17 protein-coding genes are annotated in these 19857 nt (G+C 62.3%); 14 read left to right on the top strand and 3 right to left on the bottom strand.

Annotated elements, in window-relative coordinates; all coding sequences use genetic code 11:
- Window positions 1–136: 136 nt before the first annotated feature.
- Both O3298_RS02520 and O3298_RS02515 read right to left on the bottom strand, forming a co-directional pair.
- Complete coding sequence (locus O3298_RS02520; RefSeq protein ID WP_034783426.1) at window positions 137–781, bottom strand: response regulator transcription factor; 645 nt, start codon at window positions 779–781, stop codon at window positions 137–139.
- Between the two features lie 154 nt (window positions 782–935).
- Window positions 936–1403 carry a universal stress protein gene (locus O3298_RS02515; RefSeq protein ID WP_289904066.1) on the bottom strand — a complete coding sequence of 156 codons (468 nt, stop codon included), beginning with the start codon at window positions 1401–1403 and terminating at the stop codon, window positions 936–938.
- 466 nt (window positions 1404–1869) lie between these two features.
- Between O3298_RS02515 and O3298_RS02510 the strand changes: the two genes are divergently transcribed.
- Entirely contained in the window at window positions 1870–2736 is an 867-nt protein-coding gene (locus O3298_RS02510; RefSeq protein WP_289911035.1) for a protein phosphatase CheZ, read from the top strand.
- On the top strand, window positions 2736–4625 hold the full coding sequence (locus O3298_RS02505) for a chemotaxis protein CheA (protein ID WP_289911034.1): 1890 nt from the start codon (window positions 2736–2738) through the stop codon (window positions 4623–4625). The genes O3298_RS02510 and O3298_RS02505 overlap by 1 nt, the downstream gene beginning before the upstream one ends.
- 189 nt (window positions 4626–4814) lie before the next feature.
- Here O3298_RS02505 and O3298_RS02500 read toward each other — a convergent pair whose 3' ends face one another.
- Window positions 4815–5984 carry a S41 family peptidase gene (locus tag O3298_RS02500; RefSeq protein WP_305058442.1) on the bottom strand — a complete coding sequence of 390 codons (1170 nt, stop codon included), beginning with the start codon at window positions 5982–5984 and terminating at the stop codon, window positions 4815–4817.
- Window positions 5985–6274: 290 nt separating this feature from the next.
- Here O3298_RS02500 and leuC point away from each other — a divergent pair, with 290 nt between their 5' ends.
- The 12 genes from leuC to folC all read left to right on the top strand — a co-directional run bounded on the left by leuC (window position 6275) and on the right by folC (window position 19844).
- Window positions 6275–7678 (top strand): 3-isopropylmalate dehydratase large subunit, encoded by a 1404-nt coding sequence (gene leuC, locus O3298_RS02495; RefSeq protein WP_099666990.1) that lies wholly within the window; start codon window positions 6275–6277, stop codon window positions 7676–7678.
- Window positions 7679–7746: 68 nt separating this feature from the next.
- On the top strand, window positions 7747–7869 hold the full coding sequence (locus O3298_RS02490; RefSeq protein WP_010400408.1) for an entericidin A/B family lipoprotein: 123 nt from the start codon (window positions 7747–7749) through the stop codon (window positions 7867–7869).
- A gap of 51 nt (window positions 7870–7920) precedes the next feature.
- Window positions 7921–8568 (top strand): 3-isopropylmalate dehydratase small subunit, encoded by a 648-nt coding sequence (leuD, locus tag O3298_RS02485; RefSeq protein ID WP_251350427.1) that lies wholly within the window; start codon window positions 7921–7923, stop codon window positions 8566–8568.
- 11 nt (window positions 8569–8579) lie between these two features.
- The gene (gene leuB, locus O3298_RS02480; protein ID WP_305052828.1) at window positions 8580–9650 is read left to right on the top strand and encodes a 3-isopropylmalate dehydrogenase; all 1071 of its coding nucleotides are present in this window, start codon (window positions 8580–8582) and stop codon (window positions 9648–9650) included.
- 45 nt (window positions 9651–9695) lie between these two features.
- The gene (gene asd, locus O3298_RS02475; RefSeq protein ID WP_071653368.1) at window positions 9696–10823 is read left to right on the top strand and encodes an aspartate-semialdehyde dehydrogenase; all 1128 of its coding nucleotides are present in this window, start codon (window positions 9696–9698) and stop codon (window positions 10821–10823) included.
- Window positions 10824–11067: 244 nt separating this feature from the next.
- Window positions 11068–13569 (top strand): FimV/HubP family polar landmark protein, encoded by a 2502-nt coding sequence (locus tag O3298_RS02470; RefSeq protein ID WP_305058441.1) that lies wholly within the window; start codon window positions 11068–11070, stop codon window positions 13567–13569.
- A 146-nt stretch (window positions 13570–13715) separates the two neighbouring features.
- Window positions 13716–14546, top strand: a complete 831-nt coding sequence (truA, locus tag O3298_RS02465; RefSeq protein WP_174718108.1) for a tRNA pseudouridine(38-40) synthase TruA — start codon at window positions 13716–13718, stop codon at window positions 14544–14546.
- Between the two features lie 22 nt (window positions 14547–14568).
- Window positions 14569–15252 (top strand): phosphoribosylanthranilate isomerase, encoded by a 684-nt coding sequence (locus O3298_RS02460; RefSeq protein WP_099666996.1) that lies wholly within the window; start codon window positions 14569–14571, stop codon window positions 15250–15252.
- Window positions 15245–16495, top strand: a complete 1251-nt coding sequence (gene trpB / locus O3298_RS02455) for a tryptophan synthase subunit beta (RefSeq protein ID WP_305058440.1) — start codon at window positions 15245–15247, stop codon at window positions 16493–16495. Before O3298_RS02460 ends, trpB begins: the two co-directional genes overlap by 8 nt.
- Before the next feature lie 81 nt (window positions 16496–16576).
- A complete protein-coding gene (gene trpA / locus O3298_RS02450; protein WP_305058439.1) occupies window positions 16577–17374 on the top strand; it encodes a tryptophan synthase subunit alpha in 798 nt (265 codons plus the stop codon).
- 197 nt (window positions 17375–17571) lie between these two features.
- Complete coding sequence (gene accD / locus O3298_RS02445; protein ID WP_010400390.1) at window positions 17572–18444, top strand: acetyl-CoA carboxylase, carboxyltransferase subunit beta; 873 nt, start codon at window positions 17572–17574, stop codon at window positions 18442–18444.
- Window positions 18445–18545: 101 nt separating this feature from the next.
- Window positions 18546–19844, top strand: coding sequence for a bifunctional tetrahydrofolate synthase/dihydrofolate synthase (gene folC / locus O3298_RS02440; RefSeq protein WP_305058438.1), 1299 nt, complete (start codon window positions 18546–18548; stop codon window positions 19842–19844).
- Window positions 19845–19857: the final 13 nt, after the last annotated feature.

Genomic DNA, 19857 nt, shown 5'->3' with positions numbered 1-19857 from the left:
CAACTTGATTACTGGTTTCAGTATGCCAACAAGCGTATGCAATTAATATCAGCAGTGGCTGAATATGGCAGTAGGAGCTGTGGTAGATGAAGTAGGATTGTTCCTACAGTCGACGCGCGGGCGCGCGCCGCCGTATTCAGGTCTTGAAGGGGGAGAGCAGGCGGTGCGCCACGGCATACTGGACCATTTCAGACAGCGAACTCATGCCCATCTTTTGCATGATGCGCGTCTTGTGCGTACTCACCGTCTTGACGCTCAGATGCAGGTTGTTGGCAATTTCCGTGATCGACTTGCCTGCCACCAGCAGGGAAAAGACTTCGAATTCGCGGTCCGACAACTGTTTATGCAGCAAGCTTTCATTCGGCATCATGATGTTGAGCACGAGCTGCTCCGCCACCTCGGCGCTGATATAGGGACGTCCCGACGCCACCTTGTGGATGGCGCCCACGAGCTGGGTGCCCGCGCTTTCCTTGGTCAGATAGCCTTGCGCGCCGGCGCGGATGGCGCGCACCGCATATTGCTCTTCCTCGTGCATGGTGAGGATCAGGATGGACAGCTTGGGCGCCTCGCTGCGGATTTGCCGGATCAGGTCGACGCCGCTGCGGCCCGGCATCGACAGGTCGAGCAGCAACAGGTCGAAGCCGCCCTGGCGCACATGGTTGAGTACTTCAAAACCGTCGATGGCTTCACCCACGATGTCGATATCCGGCGCGCCGTCAAGGATGCGCTTCAATCCTTCACGCATGATGGTGTGGTCGTCGGCAATCACAATACGTATCATAGGCGGGCAATCTGGTGGCGTGTAATCTGCTCTGTCCGTCATCGGACAATCAAATGTTGAGAAACGAGAAACGTTGTCATTTTAACCGAAGCGGCCGCACTGTGCCTTTTCTTGAGATGTGCCGGTGCGACGGCCCCCGTGGCCATGTGACCCCTTATTTCGTCAGGGGTTCCTTGATCAGCCTATGCACCAGCACGGGCAATTTCGAGTGCGACAGCACCTTGTTGGTCACGCTGCCCAGCAGCAGCTGACCCCAGCCGCTGCGGCCATGCGAACCCATGAAAATCAGGTCGCATTGCTGCAATTGCGCCACTTCCACGATTTTCAGGGCGGGACTGTCGGAAAAGGCCGTCAATCCCGTCGCTTGCAAGCCCCGCTTGGCAGCCGCGTCGAGCACGGGTTGCCAGTGGTCGGCGCCCGCCTTGCGCATGGCGACGCGGTATTCCTCTTCGCTGGGATAGCTCGGCGGAATGATTTCGATGTACACCGGGTACTGGTACTCGGGCGCCACATACACGGCAAGGATGTCGGCGTGCATTTGTTCGGCAAAGGCAACGCCGGCACAGGCCGTCAAGTTGGAGACGGTGGAGCCGTCCGTGGCGATCAGAATTTTCTTATACATGGCAGGTCCTTTGGCAGTGACTCAGCGCGCGCAACGCCTCTCATTGTAGACGTCGCGGCAGCATTGTATTCATGTAAAGACTTGATAATTATCAATACTACTGCACCTTCAGTATAGACAACATTGGCAGAAAGATCGTGTTTAGCTGCGGCAGGGTCCGCCTGGCGCCGTTGTACAGGCGCTTGAGAGCAGGATTTCTTGTGTCGCGCGTGGTCTTGCACGCACGCCAATGGTAGTATTTCAAAATACAACAGCAGGAACACTTATTTCCTGGCGGAAAAGCTCTTGCGGACCCGCTTTGCACCAGGAAGCGCGTTTTGAGATTTACCAACAGGGCGGCGCCCTGCTACACTCGCACCATCGCAGCGGTATTGCCTCAAATCATCTTAATCGAGAAATTGTGGGTATCAGTCTGTAAAACGCACAGTTCAGGCGGAATTTTGACAAATTATGGAGAAGCAGGGATATGACCAACGCCGCTGATGATTTCGATGCATTATTCGATGAAGTATCCGCGCAAAGCGCGGCCGCAGCCACGCCGGCACCTGCCGCCGCGCCCGCTCCCGCCGTGATCGCGGATGACGATTTTGATGCGCTGTTCGACTCCGTGTCGGCCAGCGTCGCCGTACCGGCAGCCGCAGCGGCGCCGGTGGCTGCCGCGCCAGCCGCAGCGGAAGCGGCCCCCGTGGCCGGCGCCGACGCGCCTGGCGAAGCGGCCGACCCGGTCGACCAGTCCGACAAGCCGATGTTCGAGCGCCTGGGCGGCATCGTGCGCCTGCTGCACGATTCGCTGCGCGAACTGGGCTACGACAAGGCGTTGACGGAAGCGTCGTCGCAGATCGTCGACGCCCAGGACCGCCTGGAATATGTCGCCACCCTGACGGAACAGGCCGCCAACAAGGTCTTGAACACGCTCGACGAGGGCATGCCGGCGCAGGACGTGCTGTCGAAGAAAGCCAAGGACATGGACGGCCGCTGGACGGCGCTGTTCGACGGCAAGCTGAGCCTGGAAGAATTCAAGGCCCTGGCCGGCGATTCGCGCCAGTTCGCGCAAGCCGTTGCCGAAGCGACGGAAGCGGAAAAAGCCCGCTTGCTGGAAATCATGATGGCCCAGGACTTCCAGGACATCACGGGCCAGCTGATCAAAAAAGTGGTCAACATCACCAAGACGGTGGAAAACGAGCTGGCTCAGCTGCTGCGCGACAACGCGCCGGCCGAGGTGCGCGAAAAACTGGCGCAAAAGCCGGTGCCGCTGATGCAGGGCCCGTCCGTGCCGTCGGTGGCGCTGGACCAGGATAATGTAGACGACCTTCTTGCGGATTTGGGATTCTAATGGACGATATGCTCAAGGATTTCGTTGTTGAGGCGATGGATCTTGCGGTTAATGTTGAAGAGCACTTATTGCGCCTCGAGCGTGATCCTGACAACAAGGAAACACTGAATGCCGTGTTTCGTTCCTTCCACACCATCAAGGGTGGCGCCGGTTTCATGGGCCTGCCTGCGCTGGTGGCGGCCTGCCACCTGACGGAAAACCTGTTCGACGCCTTGCGCACGGGCGCCGCGCCCGTGACGCCGATCGCCATCGAGGCGGCGCTGCAAGCGTCCGGTTTCGTGGCCGACCAGCTGACGGAGCTGGCAAATGGCGCCGCGCCGGAAAGCTTGCCGGCCATGCCGGAAGAGCTGGAACACATCCTGACGAACGCCATCGAAGGCAAGGGCATGGACGCGCCTGCGCCTGCCGCCGCCGTGGTGGCGGAAGCGGCCGCGCCTGTTGCCGAGGTCGCTGAAGTGCTTGCGGCCGCGCCTGCCGCTGTCGTGACCACTGCCAGCGCCGATGGCCTGGACTGGGAAGGCATGTATAACGCCGTCGTGCCCGAGGGCAGCCGCGTCGCTGCCGCACCGGTGTCCGTCGTCGCCGCTGCGCCTGCCGTCGTGGCCGCCGCGCCTGCCGCTGCTGCCGCCGCCAAACCGGCCGCCAAGGCCTGGGATGGCGCCGAACGCCGCGAAGAGCGTCCGGAAGTGCGCCATGCCGCGCCCGTCAAGGAAGACAGCATCCGCGTCGACGCCGTCAAGCTCGACGCATTGCTGGAAGTGGCCGGCGAATCCGTGCAGGCCGCCAACCAGGCTGCCGTGCTGCTCGAGCGTTTGCTGCAATTCAAATTCGAAGGCCAGGCCGCCACCTTGATGGCGACCCTGGCGGAAACCCTGGAACGCGCTTCGCGTTACTCGACGGAACTGCAGCGGGCCACTCTGGCCACGCGCATGCAGCCCGTCGGCCGCCTGTTCCAGAAATTCCCGCGCCTGGTGCGCGAACTGGCCAAGGATCTGGGCAAGGATGTCGAACTGACCATCGAAGGCGCGGAGACGGAAGTCGACCGCGTGGTGGTCGACAGCCTGTACGATCCGCTCGTGCACATGCTGCGCAACTCGCTAGACCATGGCGTCGAATCGCCGGAAGCGCGCCTGGCTGCCGGCAAGCCCGCCAAATCGTATATTTCACTGAAGGCATGGCAGGAAGCCAACAGTGTCATGATCGTGCTGCAGGATGACGGCAAGGGCATGGACCCGGCCTTCCTGCGCAGCAAGGCCCAGCAAAAGGGCTTGATCAGCGAAAACGCGCAGTTGAGCAACGACGAATGCTTCCAGCTGGTGTTCCTGCCGGGCTTCTCGACCAAGGAAGTCGCGTCCAGCGTCTCCGGGCGCGGCGTGGGCATGGACGTGGTGAAAACGGCCGTGGAGAAAAACCGCGGCGCCATCCACATCGAATCGGCGCTGGGCAAGGGCACGAAGTTCGCCATCCGCCTGCCGATCGAACTGTCGATCGTGCCGACCATGCTCGTGTCGACCTCGGGCGCCGCGCTGGCGCTGCCGATGGCCGTGGTGCAGCGCGTCGTCGAATTGCCGGAAACCTTCATGGAAGTGGGCGGCGCGCCCGTGCTGAAAGACCAGGGCCGTCCATTGCCCGTGCGGTCGCTGGCCGGTTCGCTGGGCTACGAATCGTGCAGCGAACGCGTCGGCATTGTTGTCGCTGCGCCACAGCCGTACATTCTCGCCGTGGAAGCCGTCGATGGCACGGCCGACCTCGTGATCAAGCCGATGACGGCCATCACCGTGGAAGGCATCACGGGCACGGCCCGCTCGGCCGAAGGCGAGCTGGTGCTGGTCGTCGGCCTGTCGTTCCTGATGGACGGTTGCCGCAGCAGCGTGCGTCTGGCGGCCTGATGACACCTGACCAAACCTGCTGCGCGTCGGTGTAGGCGGCCTGCGATGCTCACCGTACCAGAGTACGGTTGCGCTTCTTAGCCACCTCTCCCTTCCGCTCGCGACGGTTTTGTCAGGCGTCGTAAGTATTGCTTTACTCATTAAAAAGCCCGCTATGTGTAGCGGGCTTTTTTTATGGCGCCAGCGGCGTCAAATGTTGTCCGGGCGCAAAGTTCCGCCTTCCAGCCAGCGCTGCACGCGCACGATTTCCTGGGCGCGGCCCGCTTCGTCCTTCGGCGGCGGCAAATAGATGTCGGGCATGATGCCGCCCAGGTCCACCTGCAGCTGCGGCAAGCGGGCAGAGCGGGAGGTAGCGTATTGCAGGTGGCGCTGGCCCGACGGCAGGATGTGCAGGCGCATGTTCGAATAATCGAGCGCGCCGTAACTGTTGCGTCCGATCAATTTCACATGAAAACTTTGCCGCGCCGCCAGCAGAAATTCTTCGCAGGAACTGGCGCAGTCGCGGTCGACCAGCACCGCCACGCGCGCCGGCCGGCGCGGCTCCGGCATCTCCACGCGCGTATAGCTGACGGTGCCGCTGCTTTGCTGCGGCGCGTATTGGCCCGGCTTGACGGTGCGCATCTGCGTCACGGCCTGGCCCGCAAAGGCGGCGCACGCCTGGTCGCCGGGCGCCAGCAGCGCGCAGACTTTTTCCTGGCCGTCGATATTGGCCGGCGTGGACAGCCATTCGGCGCCCATCGTGACTATTTCGTCCGAACTGATCCAGGACAACAGCGGCGCATACGTGCTGTCGCTGCCGCCGCCGTTGCGGCGCACGTCGAGGATCCAGTTGGGACGGGCCGCCAGCGCCGTGCGGTGCGTGTCGAGCAGATTGGCCACGGCGGCGCGGTAGCTGCCGTGAAAGCTGGGCAAGGTCAGGAGCACGGTCGAGTCCGATAATATCTGCAGCGCCGGCTCCTTCGTTAGCGCTGCCTGTCCCGGCGCGGCCGGCCGTGCCGGCGCCGGTTTGGCGATGTCGAGCGCGCTGCCTGGCTTGATATGCAGGTGGCCCTTGCGCCACATGCGTGCATAGTTTTCCAGGATTGCATCGCAGGCCTTGCCGTCGGCCGCGCCGGCCGCCGCCGTGGTGGCCGTGGCCAGCGCCAGGTCGAAATATGCCTGGCCCTTTTGCTCCAGGTGCTGGCGCGCGCCCGTGTCGTTTTCCAGCAGGAAGGGTGCTATAGCGCGCAAGTCCTGCACGCAGGTGTCTCCCGGCGTAGTAGCCGCCGCATGGCTGGCGGCCAGGGTGAGGGCGGCCAGCGCCAACAAGTTCAGTTTCATCGAGGTCTCCAGGTGGGCCAGCGCGTGTGCACCGGTCATTATTGTCGAAATACAATACACGAAAGATTGAGGAAAAAATATCCATTTCGGGTGGCGCCGTGGCTCGTTCGGCAGCCCGCCTGCGGATGGGGCCGGCATGCCGCCAATATGCCGATATCGGCAATTTCCAGCTCATATCCAACAATGTGGCCAAACTTTGTATCGCCAATCCCACGCTTTTGCCTGTTTCGGTTCTGTATTCTCCGATATATGGCATAATCCTTGTGGATCACCGTATGACTTGGTATCACTTGATCACTTAAACAGGCTGTGGCAACGCTGCATAAATCATGATGAAGACGCTTTACGACAAACTTTGGGAATCCCACGTTGTTCGGGCCGAAGATGATGGCACGACAATTCTGTACATCGACCGGCACCTGCTGCACGAAGTCACCAGCCCGCAAGCCTTCGATGGCCTCAGCGTGGCGGGCCGCCAGCCGTGGCGCATTTCCGCCAACCTGGCCGTGGCCGACCATAACGTGCCCACCACCAGCCGCGTCGACGGCATTGCCGACCCGGTCTCGCGCCTGCAGGTGGAAACCCTGGACAAGAACGCCCGGCACTATGGCTTGACCTACTTCAACATGAACGACAAGCGTCAGGGTATCGTGCATGTGATCGGCCCCGAGCAGGGCGCGACCCTGCCCGGCATGACGGTCGTCTGCGGCGATTCGCACACGTCCACGCACGGCGCGTTCGGCGCGCTGGCGCACGGCATCGGCACGTCCGAAGTGGAACACGTGCTGGCCACGCAAACCTTGCTGCAAAAGAAATCCAAATCCATGCTGGTGCAGGTCGACGGCGCCTTGCCTGCCGGCGTGACGGCGAAAGATATCGTGCTGGCCATCATCGGCAAGATCGGCACGGCCGGCGGCACGGGCTACTGTATCGAGTTCGGCGGCTCGGCCATCCGTGCCCTGTCGATGGAAGGCCGCATGACGGTGTGCAACATGGCCATCGAGGCGGGCGCGCGCGCCGGCATCATCGGCGTGGACGACACCACCATCAATTACGTCAAGGGCCGCCCGTTTTCGCCGGCCGGTCCCCACTGGGAACGCGCCGTGGCCTATTGGCGCACCCTGCATTCGGACCCGGGCGCCCGCTTCGACCTCGTCGTCACCCTGAACGCGCAAGACATCGTGCCGCAAGTGACCTGGGGCACGTCGCCCGAAATGGTGATCGGCGTCGATGGCCGCGTGCCGGACCCCGATTTGGAAAAAGACAGCGTCAAGCGCGATGCGATGGAAAAGGCGCTCGTCTACATGAACCTCAAGCCGAACACGGCCATCGAAGACATCCGCATCGACAAGGTCTTCATTGGTTCCTGCACCAATTCGCGCATCGAGGATTTGCGCGCGGCAGCGGCCGTGGTGCGCGGCAAGTACCGCGCCTCGAACGTCTCGCTGGCGCTGGTGGTGCCCGGTTCCGGCCTGGTCAAGGATCAGGCGGAACGCGAGGGACTCGACCGCATCTTCAAGGATGCCGGTTTCGAATGGCGCGAGCCGGGCTGTTCCATGTGCCTGGCCATGAATGCGGATCGTCTGGAACCGGGCGAGCGCTGCGCGTCCACGTCGAACCGCAACTTCGAAGGCCGGCAAGGGCAGGGCGGGCGTACCCACCTGGTGTCGCCCGCGATGGCCGCGGCGGCGGGTATCGCCGGCCACTTTGTCGACGTGCGGGGCTTGCGATGACGGCAGGGACTGGTGCCGCTGGTTTACACTAGCGTTCCCAGTCCCTTACTTACTATCAAGAAATCATCATGAAAAAACTCTTCGCCCTCCTCATCGCCACCGTCATCTTGTCTGGCTGCAACACCGTCTCCGGCATCGGCCGCGATGTGCAGAAAGTCGGCCAGGTTGTCACTGGCGCCGGCGGAAAATAAACCGCGACGTGCCGGCGCCCTGCGCCGCGCGTCTTACCGAGTAGAAACAGCATGGATAAATTTACGATTTACGAAGGCCTGGTCGCCCCGCTGGACCGCGCCAACGTCGACACCGACGCGATTATCCCGAAGCAATTCCTGAAATCGATCCACCGCAGCGGTTTCGGCCCCAACCTGTTCGACGAATGGCGCTACCTCGACCATGGCGAACCGGGCCAGGACAACAGCCGCCGCCCGCTGAACCCGGAGTTCGTGCTCAACGAGCCGCGCTACCAGGGCGCCTCGATCTTGCTGACACGCAAGAATTTCGGCTGCGGTTCCTCGCGCGAACACGCGCCTTGGGCGCTCGATCAATATGGCTTCCGCGCCATCATCGCGCCCTCGTTCGCCGACATCTTCTTCAATAATTGCTACAAGAACGGCTTGCTGCCCATCGTGCTTTCGGAAAGCCAGGTCGAGCACCTGTTCAATGAAGTCAAGGCTTTCCCCGGCTTCAAGCTGGTGGTGGACCTGGAACAGCAATGCGTGCGCACCAGCAATGGTTCCGTATCGTATCCGTTCGAGATCGATGCCTTCCGCAAATATTGCCTGATGAATGGGCTCGACGATATCGGCCTGACCCTGCGCCACGCGGACGATATCCGCGCCTTCGAAGAGCGTCATTTGAACAATCAGCCTTGGCTCGCCAACGTCATCTAATCGATAAAAATATGAAAATTGCAATATTACCCGGCGACGGCATCGGTCCTGAAATCGTCGCGCAAGCCGTCAAGGTCTTGAATGTGCTGGGCGAATCGTTCGAGTTGGAAAGCGCGCCCGTGGGCGGCGCCGGCTATGCGGCCCATGGCCACCCGCTGCCGGAAGGCACCCTGGCCTTGGCCAAGGCGGCCGATGCCGTGCTGTTCGGCGCCGTGGGCGACTACCAGTACGATAACCTGGAGCGCCAGTTCCGTCCCGAGCAGGCGATTTTGGGCTTGCGCAAGAACCTGGGCCTGTTCGCCAACCTGCGTCCGGCCATTCTGTACCCGGAACTGGCGGGCGCTTCGACCCTGAAGCCGGAAGTGGTGTCCGGCCTGGACATTTTGATCATCCGCGAATTGACGGGCGACATTTATTTTGGGCAACCCCGCGGCGTGCGCGAGTGCCCGGACGGTCCGTTCAAGGGCCAGCGCGAAGGATTCGACACGATGCGCTATGCGGAAGGCGAAATCCGCCGCATCGCCCACGTGGCTTTCCAGGCGGCGCAAAAGCGCGACAAGCGCCTCACCAGCGTGGACAAGGCTAACGTGCTGGAAACGTTCCAGTTCTGGAAAGACATCGTCATCGACGTGCACAAGGAATACCCGGATGTTGCGCTCGATCATATGTATGTCGATAACGCGGCCATGCAATTGGTGCGGGCGCCGAAGAAATTCGACGTCATGGTGACCGGGAACATGTTCGGCGACATCTTGTCGGACGCGGCCGCCATGCTGACGGGGTCGATCGGCATGCTGCCGTCGGCCTCGCTGGATGCCAACAACAAGGGTCTGTACGAGCCATCGCACGGTTCGGCGCCCGATATCGCGGGCAAGGGCATCGCCAATCCGCTGGCGACGATCCTGTCGGCCGCCATGATGCTGCGCTATTCGCTCAACCGCGAAGAGCAGGCAAACCGCATCGAAACGGCCGTGAAGCAGGTGCTGGCGCAGGGCTTGCGCACGGCCGACATCCATGAAACGGGCACGACTTTGGTCGGTACCGAGGCCATGGGTGATGCAGTTGTAAAAGCACTGGGATAAAATAGTCTAATGACGGCAGTCGCCGTCTCATCTTGAGGAATGGTAATGAAATTAGTTGGCTTGGTAGGTTGGCGCGGTATGGTCGGTTCGGTCCTGATGCAGCGTATGCAGGAAGAGGGCGATTTCGCCCACATCGAACCGGTGTTTTTCACCACCTCGAACACGGGCGGCGCGGCGCCGGCCATGGCGAAGAATGAAACCATCCTCAAGGATGCCAACAACATCGCCGAACTGTCCAAGTGCGACATCATCATTTCCTGCCAGGGCGGCGACTACACGAGCGCCGTCTTCCCGCAGCTGCGCGCAGCGGGCTGGAATGGCTACTGGATCGATGCGGCCTCGACCTTGCGCATGGAAAAAGACGCCGTCATCGTGCTCGACCCCGTCAACCTGCACGTCATCAAGGATGCGCTGGGCAAGGGCGTCAAGAACTACATCGGCGGCAATTGCACCGTTTCGTGCATGATGATGGGCCTGGGCGGCCTGTTCCAGCACGACCTGATCGACTGGATGACGTCGATGACGTACCAGGCGGCATCGGGCGGCGGCGCGCAGCACATGCGCGAACTGCTGACGCAATTCGGCACCATCAACGGTTCCGTCAAGGCGCTGCTGGACAACCCCGCTTCCGCCATCCTGGAAATCGACCGCCAGGTGCTGGCCACCCAGCACGGCTACTCCCCAGATGAAATCAAGCAATTCGGCGCGCCGCTGGCCGGCAACCTGATCCCGTGGATCGACAAGGACCTGGGCAACGGCCAGTCGAAGGAAGAGTGGAAGGCCGGCGCGGAAACGAACAAGATCCTGGGCCGCGGCATCGATTTCGGCACGAAGGAAATCCCGGTCGACGGCCTGTGCGTGCGCATCGGCGCCATGCGCTGCCATTCGCAAGCCTTGACCATCAAGCTGAAGAAAGACGTGCCGCTCGATGAAATCAACGACATCATCGCCAGCAACAACGAATGGGTGAAATTCGTGCCGAACACGCGCGAAGCGTCCGTGCGCGACCTGTCGCCGGCCGCCGTCACGGGCAGCCTGACGATTCCCGTCGGCCGCGTGCGCAAGATGAGCATGGGCGGCGAATACCTGTCCGCGTTCACCGTGGGCGACCAATTGCTGTGGGGCGCGGCCGAGCCGCTGCGCCGCATGCTGCGTATTTTGTTGGACGCATAACGGCAATTAATTGCTGATCCAGATCAAGCCGGGGCTGTTTTCCCGGCTTTTTTTTCGTCCTGAGCCCGTCAAGGCTCAACCATGCGGAGCTTGCATAGCTCTGGGCATGATGATATGTTGATACCTCTGGAAAAGTAACAGTTTTCCCATGTCAACTAAGATGCCGCCAACTATGCCTGTACACACTCGTCCCCGGGTCGCCTCCCTTGCCATTAAAACACTCAGCAGCGCTGTCGCCTGTGCGGTGTTATTGTCACCGGCGGTATCCGCAGCCGAGCTGGGCAAGATCACGGTGCTGTCCGCCGCCGGCCAGCCGCTGCGCGCCGAGGTCGAATTATCGGCCGTCAAGCCAGGCGAGGCTTCGAGCCTGCTGGCCAAGCTGGCGCCGCCGGACGCCTACCGCCAGGCCAACGTGGAATTCAATCCCGCCCTGAACGCCTTGACGTTTGCCGTGGAAAACCGCAACGGCAAGTCCTTCATCCGCATCAGCTCGGCGCAACCGGTGGCCGAACCCATGGTCGACCTGCTGCTGGAGCTGAGCAGCAAGAGCGGCCGCCAGGTGCGCGAATATGCGTTCGTGCTCGACACGCCCGAAGCGCGCCAGACGCGCGGCGCGCAAGTGACGGCGCCAGTCGAGCCTGGCAAGGCCAAGCCGGCCGCTGCCGCTGCTGATTCTGCGCCACCAGCCGCGAAAAAGGCGGCAGGCGAATACAAGGTCAAGGCGGGCGACACCCTGAGCCGCATCGCCAGCGAACTGAAGCCATCGGGCGTGTCGCTCGACATGATGCTCGTCGCCCTGTACCGCGCCAATCCCGATGCCTTCAAGGGCGAGAACATGAACCGCATGCAGGCCGGGCGCATCCTGGCCGTGCCGGGTGCGGACACCGTGCGCGCCACCGGCGCGGCCGAAGCGAAGGGCATCGTGACGGCGCACGCCATCGATTTCGACGCCTACCGCAACAAGCTGGCTGGCCAGGTGTCGCAAAGCAAGCCGGCCAAGGCCGCGCAGGCGACGCAAAGCACGGCCGGCAAGATCGGCCCGACCAAGGTGCAGGAAAAACCGACGGCCGTGAGCGAGTCGCAAGACAAGCTGAAACTGTCGAAGGCGGAGCCGGCGGCCAAGTCGGCCGGCAAGAGCGCCGTTGCCAGCGAAGAAGACAAGATCGCCAAGGCGAAGCAGGTCGATGAAGCGGCCGCCCGCGTCAAGGAACTGGAAAAGAACGTCAGCGACCTGGAAAAGTTGATGGCGGTCAAGAGCAAGGCCATGGCCGACAAGAGCGCCCCGGCGCCCGCCAAGCCGGCCGAGGCCGCTGCCAGCGCAGCGGCAAGCGCATCGGCCAGCGCCGTTGCCAGCGCACCTGCCGAAGCCCAGCCGCCCGTACCGAAGGCAAAACCGGTGCCGCTGGTGAAAAAGCCATCGCCGCTGGAACCGACCTTCGCCGACAAGATCAGCGACCACCTGGGCGCTATCGGCATCGGCCTGGCCGCGCTGCTGGCCGCCGTGGCCGCGCTGGTGATCGCGCGCCGCCGCAAGGAGACGCCGCCGCCCGCCGAAGATATCGCCCCCGTGTTCGAGCCGGAAGCGCCAGTGGCGCCGCCGGCCGGCCTGGCGCCGGAAGACCAGCAGTCCGAAGCGAGCAACCACCTGTTCGGCACGGGCGCCGCCGCTGCCGGCGTGGCCGCCGCAGCGGGCGCCAGCATGCTCGACGCGAATGAAACGGATCCCGTCGCCGAAGCGGACGTGTATATCGCCTACGGCCGCGATGGCCAGGCGGAAGATATCCTCAAGGAAGCCTTGCGCATCCACCCCGAGCGCCATGCGGCCCGCTTGAAGTTGCTGGAAATCTATTCGGCCCGCAACGACGTGCGCGCGTTTGAAGACCAGGCCAGCGAGCTGTACAGCCTGACGCGTGGCCAGGGCGAAGAGTGGCCGCAGGCCGCTGCCTTGGGCCTGGCGCTCGACCCTTCCAATCCCCTGTATGGCGATACGGAAGACGACGCCGTTGTCAGCCTGAGCAAGGCTGCCGGCGACGACTTGCATGGCCAGAGCATGGACTTGCCGGACGATTTGTCTACTCCTGCGCCGCTGGCTGACCTGGCGCCGGCCGAACCGGTGTCTTCCGTGGCGGCCCGCGATGCGCGCGATCCGCTCGATTTTGACCTCGACAGCCTCGATTTCGAGCCCGTTTCCACCAGCGACCCGATCGTCATGCCGGGGCCGGACAGCAAGCCTGTTTCTGCCGCGCAGGATGCGCACTATGTGCACTATGACGCCAGCATGGATTTCGGCCTGGACCTGGAGCCGCCAGCCGGTCCCGTGAACGGCGTGGGCGCCGGCTTGACGCCGTTGCCTGATCCGTTGAAGGATGTCGACCTGGCCCATTTCGACCTCGACGAGCCTGTCGCGCCCGCTGCCGCGCCGGTGGCGGCGGCCGAGCCCTCCATCGACAGCCTGTTTGACGACGCGCAAACGCCCGCCACCTTGCCGGAAGCCATACCGCCGGCGCAGGAATTTGACCTGTCCGGCATCGACTTGGACCTAAACGATGGCAAGACGGCCAGCGTGGGCGTGGACGACCCGTTGTCGGCCATCCACATGGAAATGGATACCAAGCTGGACCTGGCGATCGCTTACCAGGAAATCGGCGACAAGGAAGGCGCGCGCGAGCTGATCGATGAAGTCATCAAGGGTGGCAGCGAAGAGCAGGTGAAGAAAGCGAATACCATGAGAGCTTTGCTGAGCTAAGCACCTGATACGACGTCCATGGCTGCGTTGCACGGTCTCGCCGTACTATTCGTACTGTCTTCGACCGCGCGCCTTGCCCTGAACGCCGTCTCAGGCGCTTGTGTGGCCGGAAGGCGGGGCCGCCTTTGCGCCGGTATAATGCTTCGATGCAAAATATTACGACAGCAACGCCATTGAAGCGTATCGTCCTCGGCCTGCAGTACGACGGCACGGCCTGGCACGGATACCAGAAGCAGGAAGACGGGCAGACGGTGCAGGACCAGCTGGAAAACGCGCTGGAACAGTTTGCCCGCGTGCGCCTGGCCACCACCTGTGCCGGCCGCACGGACACGGGCGTGCATGCGCTCGAGCAAGTCGTGCATTTCGATACGGAATTGAACCGCGACGTGCACTCGTGGGTGCGCGGCGTCAACGCCTTCCTGCCGAAATCCATCGCCGTGCGCTGGGCCAAGGAACTCGAAGGCGATCCGACGGTCAATGACTTCTTCCACGCCCGTTTCAGCGCGCGCGCGCGCACCTATCATTATGTGTTGTATAACAACGCTACCCGTTCGCCGCTGGTGGAAGGGCGTGCCGGTTTCTTTTTCCGTCCGCTGGACGTGGAACTGATGCGGCAAGCCGTGCAGCCGCTGCTGGGCTGGCACGATTTCACGGCCTTCCGTGCCGCGCAATGCCAGGCCAAGTCGCCTGTCAAGCTGATGCATGACATCCGCATCGAGCGGCGCGGCGATTGCGTGATTTTTACGATTACAGCCAATGCCTTCCTGCACCACATGGTGCGCAACCTGGTCGGTTCGCTCGTCTACATCGGCACGGGACGCGAAAAACCGGACTGGCTCGGGCACTTGCTTGAAAGCAAGGATCGTCATGCGGCCGCGCCCACGTTCATGCCGGACGGCTTGTACCTGGCGCAGATCGATTACGATCCGAAATGGGCCTTGCCGCAAGACAGCAGCAGCGCCTTGCCTTGGTTTTGATCTGCATCAATAAAGGATAGCCATGCCTCGCACACGCATCAAGATCTGCGGCCTGACCCGCGCCGAAGACATCCAGGCCGTCGTGGCGGCGGGCGCCGACGCCATCGGCTTCGTGTTTTATCCGAAAAGCCCCCGTTACGTCACGCCGCAGCAGGCGGCCAGCCTGATCGCCGCCATGCCGCCCTACGTGACGACGGTCGGCCTGTTCGTCAATGCCACGCTGGAAGAAGTGCAGGCAACAAAGGCCGTGGCGCCATTGTCTCTGCTGCAATTTCATGGCGACGAGACGCCCGAACACAGCGCCGCGCTGGCTGGCGCCGTGAATACGCCGTTTACGCAAGTGTTCCGCGTCAAACCCGACACCTCCTTTGAAGATTTGCTAGAATACGAACAGCGCTATCGCGCCGCCAGTCCCTTGTTTTCGAGTCTCTTGCTCGATACCTATGTGGATGCCTACGGTGGCGCAGGAAAGGTATTTGATTGGTCCCTCATTCCAAAAGAACTCGCGCCTCGGGTCGTTTTAAGTGGTGGCTTGAGCGTACAAAACGCGACTGACGCAGTGGTGCGCGTGCGCCCTTACGCCGTCGACATCAGCAGTGGTGTCGAAGCGTCCAAGGGCATCAAGGACGCATCCCGTGTCCGCGCGTTTATCGCCGCGGTGCAGGATGCCGATGCCATCATTGCCAGAGGAAACAACCATGAATGACCACACCACCGCGCCCGGCGCAGCCGCCGCATTGTTCCACGCCACCGATTACCCGTTTCCCGACCCGCGCGGCCACTTCGGCCCGTACGGCGGTTCCTTTGTTGCCGAAACGCTCACGCATGCGCTGGCCGAGCTGAAGGAAGCCTACGCCCGCTACAGCGTCGATCCCGAATTCCTGGAAGAATTCCGCTACGAGCTGAAGCATTTCGTCGGGCGCCCATCGCCGATCTACCACGCCAAGCGCTGGTCCGAGATGGCCGGCGGCGCGCAAATCTATTTCAAGCGCGAAGACTTGAACCACACGGGCGCGCACAAGATCAATAACGTCATCGGCCAGGCCCTGCTGGCCAAGCGCATGGGCAAGCCGCGCATCATCGCCGAGACGGGTGCCGGCCAGCACGGCGTGGCTACGGCCACCATCTGCGCCCGCTTCGGCCTCGAATGCGTGGTCTACATGGGCAGCGAAGACGTCAAGCGCCAGGCGCAGAACGTGTACCGCATGAAATTGCTGGGCGCCACCGTCGTGCCCGTCGAGTCCGGCTCCAAGACCCTCAAGGATGCGCTGAACGAAGCCATGCGCGACTGGGTCACGAATATCGAAAACACTTTTTATATCATCGGCACCGTGGCCGGCCCCCATCCATATCCGATGATGGTGCGCGACTTCCAGTCCGTGATCGGCGAGGAATGCCTGGTGCAGATGCCGGAAATGACAGGCCGCCAGCCCGACTACGTGCTGGCCTGCATCGGCGGCGGCTCGAACGCCATGGGCATTTTTTACCCATATATCGACCAGAAAGACGTGAAACTGATCGGCGTGGAAGCGGCCGGCGAAGGCCTGGGCACGGGCAAGCACTCGGCCTCGCTGACAGCCGGTTTTCCGGGCGTGCTGCACGGCAACCGCACCTACCTGCTGCAGGATGAAAATGGCCAGATCATCGAGACGCATTCCGTCTCGGCCGGCCTCGACTATCCCGGCGTAGGCCCGGAACATGCGTGGCTGAAAGACTCGGGCCGCGCGCAGTACGTGTCGATCACGGATGAAGAGGCGCTGCAGGCGTTCCACGATTGCTGCCATATCGAAGGCATCATCCCGGCCCTGGAATCGTCGCACGCGCTGGCTTACGCGGCCAAGCTGGCGGCCACCTTGCCGAAAGATAAAATTGTATTGGCCAACCTGTCGGGCCGCGGCGACAAGGACATGCATACCGTGGCGGAACGCATGGGACTCAATTTCAGTTAAACAGCTGAAAGATCCCGCGCAGGTCGGATGAGCGCATAGCGCGCCATCCGACATCTCTCACCGATAATACGAAAGCTCGCCATGTCCCGTATCTCCGCCACTTTTGCCAACTTAAAATCCAACAACAAGACCGCCCTGGTCACTTTCATTACCGCCGGCGACCCCGGCCCTGACGCCACCGTGCCCCTGATGCATGCGCTCGTCGAGGGCGGCGCCGACGTGCTGGAACTGGGCGTGCCGTTTTCCGATCCCATGGCCGAAGGCCCCGTCATCCAGCGCGCCTGCGAACGGGCCTTGAAATTCAACGTCGGCATCCACGACGTGTTCGGCTATGTGCGCCAATTCCGCGAAACGAACCAGACGACGCCCGTGGTGCTGATGGGCTACGCGAATCCCATCGAGCGCATCGGCAGCACTGCTTTTATTGATGCAGCGCAAGCGGCCGGCGCCGATGGCGCCATCGTCGTCGACTATCCGCCGGAAGAATGCGAGGAATTCGCGGCCGCCATGCGCGCTGCGGGCCTGGACCTGATCTTCCTGCTGGCGCCTACCTCGACCGAAGAGCGCATCGCGCAAGTGGCCAAGGTTGGCGGCGGCTTCAGCTATTATGTGTCGCTGAAAGGCGTCACGGGTGCCGGCAACATTGATACGGAACAGGTGGCAGAGCGCCTCGCGGCCATCCGCCAGCATGTAAAATTGCCTATCGGCGTGGGCTTCGGCATCCGCGATGGGGCCACGGCCAAGGCCGTTGCCAAGGTGGCCGATGCCGTCGTGATCGGCAGCCGCATCATCCAGGAGATTGAAAATGCCCCGGAAGGCGGCGCCGTCGACGCCGTGCGCAGCTTTACGGCAGGCATCCGCGCCGCACTGGACGCCTGAGCAAGCTTGCCGTTTACGCAATATGCGTTGGCGGCAAAGTTCGACAGCCCGGCGATAAACGGCTACACTTCGGCCACTGATTTGCCTGTTATTGTGCAATAGATAAAATTTTTGGTGGCGCCCTGCGGGGCGTCGCCGTTTACCGTCTGCCGGGGGCGTCCACCGACGCTACCCCTACAAGGGCCCAAGGAGAAAATATGAGTTGGTTGGAAAAACTGCTGCCACCGCGCATACAGCGTTCTGATGCTGCCGCGCGCAAGACCATGCCGGAAGGCCTGTGGGTCAAATGCCCGTCGTGCGAAGCCGTGCTGTACCGTACGGACCTGGAATCGAATTTGCACGTGTGCCCGAAATGCGATCACCACATGCGCATCCGCGCGCGTGAGCGCCTCGACAGCCTGCTCGACGCGGGCGGCCGCTATGAAATCGGCCAGGAAATCCTGCCTGTCGATACCCTGAAGTTCAAGGACAGCAAGAAATACCCGGACCGCCTGAAATCCGCCATGGAAGCGACGGGCGAGACGGATGCGATGGTCGTCATGGGCGGCGCCATCATGAGCCTGCCGGTTGTCGTGGCGTGCTTCGAATTCGAATTCATGGGCGGCTCCATGGGCTCCGTCGTGGGCGAGCGCTTCGTGCGCGGCGCGCAAATCGCGCTGGAACAGAAAGTGCCGTTCATTTGCATCACCGCCACCGGTGGCGCGCGCATGCAGGAAGGCTTGCTGTCCCTGATGCAGATGGCGAAAACCACGGCCATGCTGACCAAGCTGTCGGAAAAGAAATTGCCATTCATCAGCGTGCTGACCGACCCGACCATGGGCGGCGTGTCCGCCTCGTTCGCCTTCATGGGCGACGTGGTCATTGCTGAACCGAAAGCGCTGATCGGCTTTGCCGGCCCCCGCGTGATTGAAAACACCGTGCGCGAAAAACTGCCGGAAGGCTTCCAGCGCGCCGAGTTTCTCGTCACCAAGGGCGCCGTCGACATGATCGTCGACCGCCGCAAGATGCGCGAAGAAATCGCCCGTCTGCTGGCCTTGTTGCAAAACCAGGCCGTCGAAGTCTTGGCGTAGCGCCAACGTAACAGGCCGGGCGGCGTCCGCAGGACACGCCCGGTTGCCACGCCACACCATCTCCGCGCCTCGCGCACTGTCTCCTCATCAAGAAGTCTCCCATGCTCAAGCTCCCCACCACCTTGCCGGACTGGCTCGCCATGCTGGAAACCCGCCATTCGGAAACCCAGATCAATATGGGCCTGGACCGCGTGCAAGCCGTCAAGGCGCGCATGCAGCTGGCGTTTACTTGCCCCGTGATCATGGTGGCGGGCACGAATGGCAAGGGTTCCACCTGCGCCATGCTGGAATCCGTGCTGTTGCGTGCCGGCTACAAAGTGGGGCTGTACATCAAGCCGCACTTTCTCGATTTTAACGAGCGTGCCCGCGTGCTGGGCGAGATGGCCAGCGACGAACAGATCGTCGCCAGCTTCAATGCCGTCGAAGCCGTGCGGGGCGACACGCCGCTCACGTATTTCGAATTCACCACGCTGGCGGTCCTGCACCTGCTGTCGCAGGCCAAGCTGGATGTGGCCATCCTGGAAGTGGGCCTGGGCGGGCGCCTCGACGCCGTCAACGTGATCGACGCGGACGTGGCCATCGTCACCAGCGTCGATATCGACCACACGGATTACCTGGGCGACACGCGCGAAGCGATCGGCTTTGAAAAGGCGGGCATCTTCCGCCCAGGCAAGGCGGCCATCTGCAGCGATCCCGTGCCGCCGCAATCCCTGATCGACCATGCCGAGGCCATCGGCGCCGACCTGTGGCTGATGGGCCGCGATTTCAATTATTCGGGCGACAAGCAGCAGTGGAACTACGGCGGACGCGAGCAGCGCCGCAATTCGCTCGCGTATCCAAGCTTGCGCGGCGCCAACCAGATCCTCAACGCGACGGCCGTGCTGGCCGCGCTGGAAGTGCTGAAGCTGAAACTGCCCGTGGGCGCGCAGGAAGTGCGCACGGGCCTCGTGACGGTGGAACTGCCGGGCCGCTTCCAGGTCTTGCCTGGCCGCCCCAGCGTGATCCTTGATGTAGCGCATAACCCCCACGCGGCGTCGGCGCTGAACCAGAACCTGGGCAATATGGGTTTCCACCCGTACACCTATGCCGTGTTCGGCTCCATGCTGGACAAGGATATCGATGGCGTACTGGCCGCGATGAGCGAACACGTCGACCACTGGTGCCTGACGGGCTTGCCTTCGCCGCGCGCGGCCACGGCGTCCGAGCTGGCCGCCAAGGTGCAGATCATGCTGGAAGATAAGCCCGACAGCAACGAGCATACTGTATCTATTTTCGATGATCCGGCACAAGCTTTTGCAAATGCAATGAGCCGGGCCGGTGAGAATGATAGAATTGTGGTCTTTGGTTCTTTCCTCACCGTTGCCGGCGTTATGAAGGCCCGAAAATCCTCACTTCACTGAAACGCACTCGACT

It is taken from the genome of Janthinobacterium sp. SUN137 (assembly GCF_030587265.1).
Classification (GTDB): domain Bacteria; phylum Pseudomonadota; class Gammaproteobacteria; order Burkholderiales; family Burkholderiaceae_D; genus Janthinobacterium; species Janthinobacterium kumbetense.
The sequence above is the reverse complement of the archived record's forward strand: the minus strand, read 5'-3'. Positions and strand labels throughout refer to the sequence as shown.

Bases quoted from the DNA above. Each gene is read 5' to 3' on its own strand.
- leuC (WP_099666990.1), top strand. From the start codon at position 6,275: ATGATGAAGACGCTTTACGACAAACTTTGGGAATCCCACGTTGTTCGG.
- trpA (WP_305058439.1), top strand. From the start codon at position 16,577: ATGTCCCGTATCTCCGCCACTTTTGCCAACTTAAAATCCAACAACAAG.
- O3298_RS02460 (WP_099666996.1), top strand. From the start codon at position 14,569: ATGCCTCGCACACGCATCAAGATCTGCGGCCTGACCCGCGCCGAAGAC.
- truA (WP_174718108.1), top strand. From the start codon at position 13,716: ATGCAAAATATTACGACAGCAACGCCATTGAAGCGTATCGTCCTCGGC.
- trpB (WP_305058440.1), top strand. From the start codon at position 15,245: ATGAATGACCACACCACCGCGCCCGGCGCAGCCGCCGCATTGTTCCAC.
- O3298_RS02490 (WP_010400408.1), top strand. From the start codon at position 7,747: ATGAAAAAACTCTTCGCCCTCCTCATCGCCACCGTCATCTTGTCTGGC.
- O3298_RS02510 (WP_289911035.1), top strand. From the start codon at position 1,870: ATGACCAACGCCGCTGATGATTTCGATGCATTATTCGATGAAGTATCC.
- O3298_RS02500 (WP_305058442.1), bottom strand. From the start codon at position 5,984: ATGACCGGTGCACACGCGCTGGCCCACCTGGAGACCTCGATGAAACTG.
- O3298_RS02515 (WP_289904066.1), bottom strand. From the start codon at position 1,403: ATGTATAAGAAAATTCTGATCGCCACGGACGGCTCCACCGTCTCCAAC.
- folC (WP_305058438.1), top strand. From the start codon at position 18,546: ATGCTCAAGCTCCCCACCACCTTGCCGGACTGGCTCGCCATGCTGGAA.
- O3298_RS02520 (WP_034783426.1), bottom strand. From the start codon at position 781: ATGATACGTATTGTGATTGCCGACGACCACACCATCATGCGTGAAGGA.
- leuD (WP_251350427.1), top strand. From the start codon at position 7,921: ATGGATAAATTTACGATTTACGAAGGCCTGGTCGCCCCGCTGGACCGC.
- asd (WP_071653368.1), top strand. From the start codon at position 9,696: ATGAAATTAGTTGGCTTGGTAGGTTGGCGCGGTATGGTCGGTTCGGTC.
- leuB (WP_305052828.1), top strand. From the start codon at position 8,580: ATGAAAATTGCAATATTACCCGGCGACGGCATCGGTCCTGAAATCGTC.
- O3298_RS02505 (WP_289911034.1), top strand. From the start codon at position 2,736: ATGGACGATATGCTCAAGGATTTCGTTGTTGAGGCGATGGATCTTGCG.
- accD (WP_010400390.1), top strand. From the start codon at position 17,572: ATGAGTTGGTTGGAAAAACTGCTGCCACCGCGCATACAGCGTTCTGAT.